General features: G+C 56.1%; 9 protein-coding genes and 1 pseudogene. 6 read left to right on the top strand and 4 right to left on the bottom strand.

Features of this window, described 5'->3' with window-relative positions; genetic code table 11:
* Positions 1-102 precede the first annotated feature (102 nt).
* Both CF70_RS10985 and phbB read left to right on the top strand, forming a co-directional pair.
* Complete coding sequence (locus CF70_RS10985) at positions 103-675, top strand: phasin family protein (RefSeq protein WP_035864124.1); 573 nt, start codon at positions 103-105, stop codon at positions 673-675.
* A gap of 122 nt (positions 676-797) precedes the next feature.
* Positions 798-1,540 (top strand): annotated as a pseudogene (phbB, locus tag CF70_RS10990) (acetoacetyl-CoA reductase).
* Between the two features lie 1,161 nt (positions 1,541-2,701).
* Here phbB and CF70_RS34750 read toward each other — a convergent pair.
* Both CF70_RS34750 and CF70_RS11000 read right to left on the bottom strand, forming a co-directional pair.
* Positions 2,702-2,854 (bottom strand): cold-shock protein, encoded by a 153-nt coding sequence (locus CF70_RS34750; RefSeq protein WP_235184991.1) that lies wholly within the window; start codon positions 2,852-2,854, stop codon positions 2,702-2,704.
* A gap of 324 nt (positions 2,855-3,178) precedes the next feature.
* Entirely contained in the window at positions 3,179-4,138 is a 960-nt protein-coding gene (locus CF70_RS11000; RefSeq protein WP_035864129.1) for an IS5 family transposase, read from the bottom strand.
* Between the two features lie 422 nt (positions 4,139-4,560).
* Here CF70_RS11000 and CF70_RS36570 point away from each other — a divergent pair, with 422 nt between their 5' ends.
* Together CF70_RS36570 and CF70_RS34755 are read left to right on the top strand one after the other, a co-directional pair.
* Positions 4,561-4,701, top strand: a complete 141-nt coding sequence (locus tag CF70_RS36570; RefSeq protein ID WP_160172252.1) for a hypothetical protein — start codon at positions 4,561-4,563, stop codon at positions 4,699-4,701.
* Positions 4,702-5,279: 578 nt separating this feature from the next.
* Positions 5,280-5,519, top strand: a complete 240-nt coding sequence (locus CF70_RS34755; protein ID WP_081862124.1) for a DUF2442 domain-containing protein — start codon at positions 5,280-5,282, stop codon at positions 5,517-5,519.
* Between the two features lie 403 nt (positions 5,520-5,922).
* On the opposite strand, the gene CF70_RS35850 is transcribed toward CF70_RS34755, so the two are convergent.
* Positions 5,923-6,246, bottom strand: coding sequence for a hypothetical protein (locus CF70_RS35850; RefSeq protein WP_152561771.1), 324 nt, complete (start codon positions 6,244-6,246; stop codon positions 5,923-5,925).
* 487 nt (positions 6,247-6,733) lie between these two features.
* Positions 6,734-7,051 (bottom strand): hypothetical protein, encoded by a 318-nt coding sequence (locus tag CF70_RS35855; RefSeq protein ID WP_152561772.1) that lies wholly within the window; start codon positions 7,049-7,051, stop codon positions 6,734-6,736.
* A gap of 644 nt (positions 7,052-7,695) precedes the next feature.
* On the opposite strand from CF70_RS35855, the gene CF70_RS11005 reads away from it, so the two are divergent.
* Positions 7,696-8,655 carry an IS5 family transposase gene (locus CF70_RS11005; protein WP_035864132.1) on the top strand — a complete coding sequence of 320 codons (960 nt, stop codon included), beginning with the start codon at positions 7,696-7,698 and terminating at the stop codon, positions 8,653-8,655.
* Between the two features lie 1,674 nt (positions 8,656-10,329).
* Positions 10,330-10,917, top strand: coding sequence for a hypothetical protein (locus CF70_RS11010; protein ID WP_035864134.1), 588 nt, complete (start codon positions 10,330-10,332; stop codon positions 10,915-10,917).
* Positions 10,918-11,266: the final 349 nt, after the last annotated feature.

An 11,266-nucleotide genomic window follows, 5' to 3' on the forward strand; every position in this document is an offset into this window, starting at 1 on the left:
CCCGCCCGTACACCACTTTCAACTCTAGCTCTAACCAGAATCCACCTCGCATTGCCGCCATCGAATGATGCAAGGGGTGGAGTCGCATGAAGGAGTTGCAAGATGAATCAGTTTTCCCCCGAGCAAATTGTGAACGTGCAGAAGGCGAGCCTTGAAACCTTGATGGGTCTGACCAACAAAGCCTTCGAAGGCTTTGTGAGCTTGCTTGAACTGAATCTCCAAACCATGAGGTCGACGCTGGCAGAGACAAGCGAAGGCATGCAGAGGGCCTTGTCAGTCAAGGACCCACAGGAACTGGTGGCGTTGCAAATCGAGCTACTGCAATCGGTGGCAGCAAGAGCTATGTCATATCGTCATGATTTTATCGGTATCGCGGCTTCTACGCGGGCCGAGTTCGACAAGGTTGCCGAGGCTCACTACGAGGCCGGCAAGCGTGGCGTCCAGAACCTCGTGGAAAGCGTTGGGAGTGCCGGGCCTGCAGGCTCCGGTGCGGGTGCGGTGTTGGCTGCCGTGCAAACCGCAATCAATGCAACCAATACCTTATACGAGTCCATGCAGTCAACGGCGCAACAAGCGGCGCAAGTAGCCGAGAACAGTTTCAATGCCGCTGCGGATGCGAGCGCTAAGGCCGTGCAGCATCGGGCTGCGCAGACATCCCGGGCAGCTAAGCAGTAACTCACGATGGACTCCGCAGCTCCCAAAATCACGGTGCTGCGGAGAAATCAAGTCTTGTGACATGCCGTCGGCACGCCCGGCCGAGCTGAGGGCGACGCGCAAACGTATTGAGGAGCGGAATCATGACGAAGAGAATTGCGGTAGTAACGGGAGGTATGGGTGGATTGGGCGAGGCCATCAGTACCAAACTACACGATGCAGGCTATACGGTGGTCGTGACGCATTCGCCTAGCAATGCTGGCGTCGCAAGTTGGTTGGAACGGATGGTCAAGGAAGGGCATCAGTTTTCAGCTTATCCCGTCGACGTTGCCGACTATGAGTCGTGCAAGCAGTGTGTTGAGCAGATTCGAGCGGAAATAGGTCCGGTCGACATTCTGATTAACAACGCGGGGATTACGCGGGATGCGAGCTTCAAGAAGTTGGAGAAGGTCGATTGGGATGCGGTTATGCGGACCAATCTCGATTCGGTCTTCAATATGACGAAGCCGGTATGCGATGACATGGTCAAGCGCGGCTGGGGACGCATCATCAATGTGTCATCCGTCATCGGCTCCAAAGGCGGCTTCGGCCAAACCAACTATGCGGCCGCCAAGGCAGGCATGCATGGATTCACGAAGTCGTTGGCGCTCGAGGTCGCGAAGAGTGGTGTGACCGTCAACACCGTTTCGCCGGGATTCATCGCCACGAAGATGGTGATGGCTATACCCAGGGGATTCTGGACACCAAGGTTATTCCACAAATCCCAGTTGGCCGTCTGGGTGAGCCCGAAGAAGTCGCTGCGTTGGTCGCGTACTTGTGTTCCCGTGAAGCCGCTTTCTTGACCGGGGCGAACATCGCCATCAATGGTGGGCAGCATCTTCAGTAAGCTGGTTTGCCCGGGCACCATTGACCCGGGCACCATTGACCCGGGCATCATTGCAACGTCGCGCAGACCACAACTAAGGCTGTTATCGCTCTCGTTCTCGCGATTGCTCCGCAGGGTGGCTGGGGAAGATTTGCAGCAAAGTCAGGCCAGCAAAAGCGCGCTGGACGGAGTCATCGGCCATTCCCAATGTCGAGTCGGAAGCAGGGGAAGGGGCGTGCCGGAAACAACAAGGCCCTTCACAGTGTCGAAGGGCTTCTCTACATGCACTACCTTTGCGCCACTGTGCCTATCTGGTGCGAGGCATTGTAGCTTGGAGAGCTCGTTCCGAGCGTCCCCAACAGGGCATTATCACACCGTCCGATATCGTTCGTGATACCCCAGCCGTAAGCCCACATCCTGTCGCAGCCCTCCGCCTTAAACCGGCAGAGAGCGAATGCGGCGTAGCCAGTTTAGTACGGACCGAGTTGCAACCAAATGGGGAAGCGGCCATCAGTTTCGTGGGCTGGGATATCCCCAAGGCGCCTGCAGGACTCACCAGGCAAGGCAATATGGAGTTCCTTCCGCCATAGCACCACGCCGGCGAACCGCAGGACACGGATTCGCACCTCTCGGGGCACGGGGTACTCGGAAATATGCGAGGGAAGCCTTTCCATGCCAACACGCCGCCGGACCTCATAGGTGAGCATCCCTTTCTCCTCGCTTCGAACCAACTCTGTGCGTGCGACGTGAATCTGCAGGTATAGGGCGCGAAGGGAAAACGCAAGTACCAGCAACACCATGACTATCAGCACGAAGATTCTCCCAAGTGAGAGCGGATTTCCTTATCTGGGTCACGCAATTTAGGTGCCATTTCGCCACCGTTTCACGAGCGCGGTCGTGGTCGGGGCAACTGTCCCTAATGCTCAGGTCAAGGTAAGCTTGTTCTAAAGCACTCATTGTGATGAATGAGTCCGGTTCGGGGTATTGGGTTTTGTACGGGTTTTGGTGGCTGGGGAAGGTTGTCCCACCATTATTTGCATTGCCGCGATTGGTGTATCGGTTGCGGTTGGCCGCTGACCCGTGTGGATGCCCTGATGCGGGAAAGTGTTGCCGGAAATAAAAAAGCCCGTCGTCACTGCGAAGGGCCTTTCTTCCATCTCGACTGCGTAGGTGCAACGGCGACTACAGCTTGCGAATCTGCGATGCTTGCAAGCCTTTGGGACCTTGCCTTGACTCGAATTCCACCTTGGCACCTTCATCCAGAGACCGGTATCCCGTACCCTGGATTTCCGTGTGGTGTGCAAACAAATCCGCACCACCGCCGTCCGGCGTAATGAATCAAAAGCCTTTTTCGTTGTTGAACCACTTCACAATGCCAGTCGCCATTTCATCCTCGAAGCAACGCATGCATACCGCATGCAGAGAAAATTCCAATCCAGACTTGCTACTCCAACCTCAGCATCTTGCCGCCGATTGCAGCACAGTCATCGGGTCAGCTAGCATATCCGAGGAATACCTTGTAGCCAAGGTGGTCTAGGGTTTACCAGTGGAAACGCCATGGGGTCGTTCAGGCTGGAAATCGAGCCACTGCTCGCTACCGCACATGGCGTTGTTGCATAAATCGAGGTTGGGGGCGAGATAACCCCTTTCCCCGGAGCATCAGGCAACGCGGACGGACTGGGGGCGAGCCAGCACCGCCATGCGGTTGACAATGCCAACGCGAATAGCAATTTCGGTATCCTGCGCACCGATGCCGCGAGCCCAGAATCTCTCGCCCGTCAGGGTCTTATATCGATACATGAGGTTCTCCACCAACGACCGTCGATGGTAGCCACTTTGCTTTTTCCATTCCTGCCTGCTGCTCCGGGCAATGGCGTCGATCACACCATTGCGCCAGCCCGCCCCCGGCGTGCCGGCCGGCCAATGCGTTGCGCCTTCACGAGGCGGAATCGAAGGTTCGGCACCACGCGCGGCGATCGCCGCATGGCCCGCTTTCGTGTCGTAAGCGCCGTCGCCACCGAGGACTTCAATGTCCTCGTCGGCTGGAATCTGATCCAGCAAATCGGGCAACACGCTGGCATCATCCACATCCCGATGCGTCATCAAGGCTGCGCGCACCTGCCCCGTTTTGACGTCCAATCCCAGATGCACCTTGCGCCAACTGCGCCGCTTCGAATAGCCGTGCTTGCGCACCTTCCATTCGCCTTCACCGAACAGTTTCACACCCGTGCTGTCGACCACCAGGTGCAGCGGCTCACCGCTGCTAACCACCGGCAGCACGACCGCCAAGTCTTGTGCGCGGCGGCTCAGTGTCGTGTAATTGGGCACCGGCAACGTCGGGAATGCCAGGCGACACAAGCTCTGGGCGAAACCCTGAAGCGCACGCAGTGGCAACCGATAGACCTGCTTGACCGTCAGCAGCATCTGGATCGTGGCATCCGAGTAGGCACACGGCCTGCCGCGCTTAGGTTGACCTGCATCAGCCGCCGTTGCAAGCGCGCTGTCTTCGATCCACATCGTCACATCACCCCTCGCGATCAAGCCAGCGTTGTAGGCCTTCCAGTTCTTGACGCGATAGACCCCTTTGGGTTCGCTCGGCTTACCTTCGTCTTTGCGCATCTTCTCGGCAAAAGTCGAGAATCTACCCAGTTTCGCCGAAAGTTAACAGGGGGGCAGCAAGCTGAGCCTGCGCCGCTCGCCGTGGCAGAGCCGTCATTTATGCAACAACGCCCCGCACATGCTAATTCGAGAAAGGAGAAAGCGAACTAATTCAATTCCAGTTGGTCCGCGTCAGCACGTCAGCACGTCAGCACGTCAGCACCTCTGTCGAGAATCGCGGCCTGCTGCAGCAAGTCAGTAGGATTATGGAGCGTGGCACAAGTGCCGGCTAGCGTCATCTTTGCCTGAGCAGTTGCCCGCAGCCTTGCCGCTTCGTGGCGCAGGGCCTCGATGCTGGCCGAGACAGTCCGGCAAGTCCTTCTCCCACTGCGAGCGCCAGGTAGCGACGCGTCGTTGGTGGTCATGGGAGAAACGAGAGCTTGATGCATATTGACCTTCAAATTTGCTATGCCTGGTTTCGCTTGGCGGTGTCTTGCGAACGGGCGTTCTTTTTTGTTGTGGCAGACATGCCAGAGTGTTGCAAGCCAGCAGCGGTGATGAACTCGCAGATGACGCCGCAGTGACCGCTCGCGCATTTAACTGAACCCAGATGACAACTTGGTGTCAAGTAAGTGCCGAATAAGACTAATATCACCGAGGTGCGGATTAACCTTAGCGCTGCATTGTGGGGACTTGCAGGCCGCCTACCATGCCATCGGCGGTGAAGACCGCAATGGCCAAGAGATAAGCCGGAAAAGTCTGTTTAATTCTCAGATTAAGAATTTTTAATTCCTAATATACTGGCGATGTAGTCCTGCTACCACCCGCATCACCAGCTTCCGGCGACGCGGGTCTTTTTTTGGACCAACGCGCACCCTATGTAGCTCTAACGAAGGTAACGATGAGGGCCGTGAGTGTAAGGGGAAGGCCATTCGAGTGAAAATCCGGGAAATCCCTCCTACTGCCCTGGCCCACGTTTCGTTGAAACCTCGTGGTCTCGCGCACGGCGCATAGAACGATGCTCTCCCTGATTCCAAATCGCGCAGGGTGGCATTGGCTGCACAGGGCAGTGTTTCCGATAGATTTTCAGCGGTGGAGAGGGTGATATCGTGTCATCGAAGGAGTTTGATTTTCTGGCCACATTCGCCTTTGGAGCAATACGATGGACCCCTGCGCAGTAGCGGTGCACTGTGATGAGGCGAGCTCTACCTTGGACCTTTCAGACGGCCGGAGCCTTCGCGTTCCGCTGGCGTGGCTTCCCCAACTTGCGAAAGTCACTCCGGAACAACGTCAAGCTGTTCGCATTTCGGCGACTGGGCTGCATTGGGACGCCATCGACGAGGACATCAGCGTCGTGGGGCTGCTCAAGACTCTCGCAAGGTTACCGTGGCAACGTCGGTAGCCCGCCTCGGCCACATACCGGCAAGCAAGCACCGAACAAAAAGGAAGCCCTTGGCCGGGAAGACCAAGGGCCAAACGTCCACGAAGAAGTCGGGCAACCCTCGCAAGTTACCCGTGCTCAGTATCTACCGGCTCGCACCGGCCGGCAACCTCGGGAGCAAAAGGGCAGTAACACCGCCCCATCTGCGGTCGGGACACAGATAGCCTGTCGCACTGGTATTTCTTCTAGCAACAAGCGCCTACAGGGCCACTAAGCGAGACTAGGGCATTCACGTGTTCGTCTCGTCTTGCTGCCCACTTGAGCTCGCAATGCATGCATAGCGCTGAGCTTTGTGCAGCGTTGCGGAACTCCCGTGAAGCTTGGACCTCAGCGCGGAGCGCTTCCTCGGCGAGGTATTCCGTTGTCACTTCTGCTTCTTCTTGTCCGGAGAAGAAGGTGGAGTCTCTGGCGCCACAAGGAAGGACGCTCCTTTCAGAAGGCTAGGTCCTGTTTTCTGCGGTTTTTCTGGCGTGAGCGCAGGGGGTGCTTGTGTGTCATTAGTTGGTAATGTTGGTGCACCTTGACTGTCTTCATAGCCGTGGGCGACAGATTCCAGGTAGCCAGTAGGAAAGTGTTGCTCAGGTGTAACCGCAGATTCGGCAAGAGTGACGCCGGTGATACACAACGTCGTGATGCTAAAGGCAAATCGCGTCACTGACCGTGAGGAAAAAAGGCGTTTAACGTTCATGAGTGGCTCCTTTTCAAGCACCGGATGCTAGGTCGCTGAAGGGGGCGCCGTGATTAGAACACGGAGCATTTGCCGGCGGCAAATGCATCATGAAGTAGAGTCCACAGCCGGGATGTGCGAGTTACTGTACTTGCGGCGTGCGCATATTGGCGCTACGCTCGGCCGAACTACACCAGCGCCCCTGGATGCGTCCTGCAATGACGCGAGCAACATACGGGCCACGAACAGCAATTCATTGATTATTAAATGATTTTGCAGATTTAAAAAATAGCACATACGTTCAGTTAACAAAAAACGTATCAATTTTGAATACATCGGGAAGCGCAATATTCGCAATACCGATGGACTTTTAATAACGATTATTGCCCGGTCTTAAATTGCGGCTCGGCGTTAGCGAGCTGCACAGAAACGCCACGATATCCAGTTTGTGAGAAACGCGTCACTCATCACATCTCACTGCGCCGGGCGAGACGCGTTCATAGGCTATTTAAAGCAGGGCAGGGAGCGGCGTCATCGCGGCGACTGCGGTAATCTCGGCGGCTTCTCTGGGTACTTTTGTTGACGCGTTGTCGCCGCCGCCGCACGCGGCCAGTCCCAGACTGAGCACGACAGACAGGCACCACGCCCACGTTCTTTGAATTGACGACATTCTTGCTTTAAGCATTTCCATCTCCTTCTGACGTTTATCTACTGACATCGGAAATTCCCAGAAAGTGAAGCAAATAATCTGGAATGGCCTTCGCAGAACCGCCAAGTTCTTTGGTAAAAGCGACTTTAGGCGGCTCTGCACGGACAATTTATTCACCACTACGACTCATTCGAGGAGAACTCGATGAGCCGTAATACGCCGGGTAGATTAGGTCAGGGCGTACCGCCGCCGGCGATGACGCGGCTGCCGAACACGTCGTTGTTGTCGTCGAAGATACTTGTCCTATTACGACGGTCAGTCCAAACGGCGTAGTTAGTGGTGTCGTTCACTGCGATGCCGGTGCATGTGCATCGTCACGAAGCGATTACCCCGGCTTCCAAAGTGGAGAAGAAATGCTGGCCAGCCTGGCTCAGAAAAAATGTAGACATGTTCCGATAGCCGAAAAACAAAAGGCTATAAATCTGAATTAGGAACGCCAGAAATTGAATGGCAAACTTTTTATTGTTGTGGCGTATCTATAGACGTTCCTTAACGGAAGGAATTCATAATCCGAGTGGCTGATACTGCCATCAGACCCTGATTCAAGAGTCCGTTTGCAATGCATCATCACTGCACGCTGGTCAGCATAATAAAGAAAAGGAAAACGTGCAAAAAAATTCTCCCGTTACCGAGTCTGTCGAAGGGTGTTGTTGCATAAATCCGGCTGCCGCGCGTGCTGACGTCTACGCGCAACAGCTAGGGTGGTACCTCTGTTAACTCTTCGCGGACTTGCGTAGATTCTCCATTTTTTTCCCGAGAAGATGCGCAAGGATGTACACAAGCGAAGCGAGCCCAAAGGCGTCTATCGCGTCAGGAACTGGGCGCAGTACAACGCTGGCTTGATTGCCAGGGGCGACGTGACGATGTGGATTGACCAGAGCGTACTGAACACGGCGCCCCAGGGCGGCGCGCCCAGGCGGGGGCGGCCGCACGTCTACCCGGACGCAGCGATTCAGCTGCTGCTCGGGCTCAAGCAAGTCTTCCATCTGCCTCTGCGGGCCCTTCAGGGCTTCGCGCGTAGCCTGCGCGAGCTCGCTTTTCCCGACCTGCCGGTACCCAACTACACGACGTTGAGCCGCCGCGCGCAGGAGCTTGAGGTGAAGTTGCCCGCCTCGCACAGCGGCGAACCGATGCACCTGCTGGTGGACAGCACCGGCGTGAAGCTGTACGGCGAAGGCGAATGGAAAGTGCGCAAACACGGCTATTCGAAGCGGCGCACCTGGCGCAAGGTGCATCTGGCTCTGGACGCGAAGACCGGCCAGGTATGCGCGGCACTGATGACTCACCAGGATGTTCCCGATGCCGACGTGTTGCCCGACCTGCTCGATCAGATCCCCGCAGACGTGCCCATCGGAACCGTCGGCGGTGACGGCCCGTATGACACGAGGCAGTGCCACGCTCAAATCGAGGCCCGCGGCGCGCAACCGTCGATCCCTCCGCGCGAAGGGGCTGCGCCTTGGTCTGAGAGAACGCCTGGCGCGCAGTGGCGCAACGAAGCCATTGACGCCATTGCGCGAAACGGGCGAGGGGAATGGAAGAAGGCCTGCGGCTACCACCGCCGCTCGCTGGTCGAGAACCTGATGTATCGGCTCAAGACGCTCACGGGCAATCGCCTGTGGGCGCGCTGCATCGGCTCGCAAGCAACCGAGGTGGCGATCCGCGTGGGCGTGCTCAACCGCATGGCGGCTCTTGCACGCCCGCAGTCCGTCCGCATTGCCTGATTTTCGGATCACGGGGGCCATTTTGTCTTCAGATTCGATTAATGCAACAACGCCCTGTCGAAGGGATGGCGCCAGCGGTAAGGACTAGGTGCAGAGAGCGTTGCGCCGATGACAAATAGGTTTCATTTCCGCGACAGTGGTCGTTAGATTTGTTTGCCTCATTTGAGGTAGATTGCCGGCGCGTCGTCAACGGTGCTCGACAGCGCAGAAAGTTACCTGCAATCATGAGGCTCGAGCGTAGAAGCGAATATTCACTGCCGGGGAACATCCGTACTGAGGTGGCAACTCGCTGGAATTAAAAATGGTTTGCATCAGAAGTTATAAATTCGTACGCCGCAGCCTCATTTGGCAACGCAGAGGCCGAAAGATGACAGTCGGGCGGGACGGGCGGCACCAAATCTGGCGACCTCGGCGACGACGAGCCAACGGGCACAGCCAGGGAATTTAGTGGGAATCTGGTGCGTCGACAGCGAGATGCATCGAGGTCGAAAAGCTACTGCTTTGGGCGTAATCGAAGGTGCAGCGATAGCTGGGAATGTGTGCCGGGTAGAGACCGCTTACATGTCTCAGAACGCCGTCATTATAGACAGCGGACGCTGATGCCTTGTGGAAAGCAAGTGCGACGCAGCCCTATCGTCCGCCATTCTCGTGCCAGCCCGTTCTATGCGGATGCATGAGCGTACTAATGCATCGGACGCCTCGTGGGCACCGAGCGATTGGCCGCACGCCTACTTGTTCTCAGGCACCAGATATCGCTTAGCCCCCTCCAAAGTTGGAGCGGTTGTCCCCCCACCCGTTGTGCTGGGAGCGCTGCTCTTTTCTCGTTCGGCTCCCGCCGCAGTCTCAGCTTTCCTTTTTGTCGGAATCGCTCGTTGGCATAGAGGTCCGCGCGGAGCTTGGCTGCTCGCTTGAGCGATGTTGTGGTTTGTTCCTGGTATGCTGGCCTAGGCAGGCGGGGTAATACACGGCCATCAAGGCAACGAGCGCAAAATTCAACAATATCTTGTTCATAATTTACTCCTCATTGGTTCCCCGGGGCTTACGCAGAGGCTCATGTCTGCGCTGAGTGCGTTGATAAGCGTTGCCTTAGTAGGTCATGCTGAGCATGCGCGCAGCTATAACCGTAGTCTATGGCGAAATTTGCAATATTATCAATGATTTTCCTTGGGTAAATGCGTTTATGTGGAGAGGATTGGGGCGGCCGTGCTATATGGAGGCCATCGGCGGATTCGTATGCCTGGCTTCCTGCGCTCGGCTGAGCTCAAGCCACATAACCAAAAGTGGGGTGTGAAGTGCTCAAGATTGGTGGAGCACTTTGCTTGTCCCAGGACAGCGAATAGCTCTGGGCTATGGGTGTGCATATTTAATTTAGTTTGTGTTATATCAGATTTAAATAAATTGACATTCTCGGCCGGGACTGGCAAGTAATGGCGCATGCCGAAAATATGCCTGAAGTAACGCTGCTCATCCATTTAGATGATGGTGCGACTCCCTTCCTTGTGGCAAGCTGAACCGCTCGAGAGTACTGCATGTAGATGTTTCGTTCCGATGCACACTCGTGGACTATGCCGGCTACGCGGCTGTGGGTAACTAGGTTTCCACGAGGGGCGACGGACGACAGTCCAAACTCCATTTGCTTCAGCTCTGCAAACTTGCATGAAACGGAGAGTAGCTATGAACGAGTCGAATCGCGCCCGCAGGCGGGCCTTCTTTCTCATGTTGGCTGTTACCGGCTCGACGATTTTGGGAGCTACAGCAAGCACGGCATGGGCACAGGTACCGGTACCGCAAGTACCCATACAGCAGAAGCACATGATTTCATTTCAGACTCACAACGAGCACACCAGGTACACCGAGCAGCATACTATTGACCTGCCAGACACCCCCGGACATCAAATTCGCATGTTCGAAATCCATCGTACCTTTCCCAAAGACCCTCCCGTGTTTGCAGGTGTGCCGGCAAAAGAATCAATGACTCGTGGTCAGACCGACCTCGTTGGCTCCGATGGTCGAGTTTTGGGGTATGTGGTGTACGTTCTTGAGAATGGCGACAAGATTTTTGGGAAGTATGAGGGCACGGCACAGGGGGCGGCCGGGCAGCTAAATGGGCGGCGGACCATGGTAGGCAACACCACGCTTACGGGTGGAACCGGAAAGTTTCATACGATTCGTGGCACGTTGCACGCCACAACTGTAGCTGAGCCTTTAAGAAATTATAATGAGTCCAAAAACGAAGGCGTGTACTGGATGGAGAAAGAGTGACAAGCGACTGGGACTTGCGGCGGGTCGAACTGTCACCCGCCCTGGTCTCGGCTGCCTTAACAAAAATGACAAGCCCGCTGCCGTATCAGAGACCCGTCCAGTACGCCAGACTGTATCTATAGGGTAAGTTGCATCACGGTGCCCGCAGGCGGATTAGCCGGCGAGAATTCCCGCGAGCGATGGCCAACCGGCCGGTCGGTGCGGTCGGTACTGGTGACCATCGATTACGGCCCGGAGGCAATACGGGCGCCGATGCCGATTACCGAAAGAGTGCTATAGCCAAACAGATAGGGCGTCGCACGAATAGGGAGAACTAACCCCATGCGCTTATACACAACTATCCCCACCG

Origin of the sequence: Cupriavidus sp. SK-3 (assembly GCF_000611145.1) — a bacterium.
In the GTDB taxonomy this organism is placed as follows: Bacteria; Pseudomonadota; Gammaproteobacteria; order Burkholderiales; family Burkholderiaceae; genus Cupriavidus.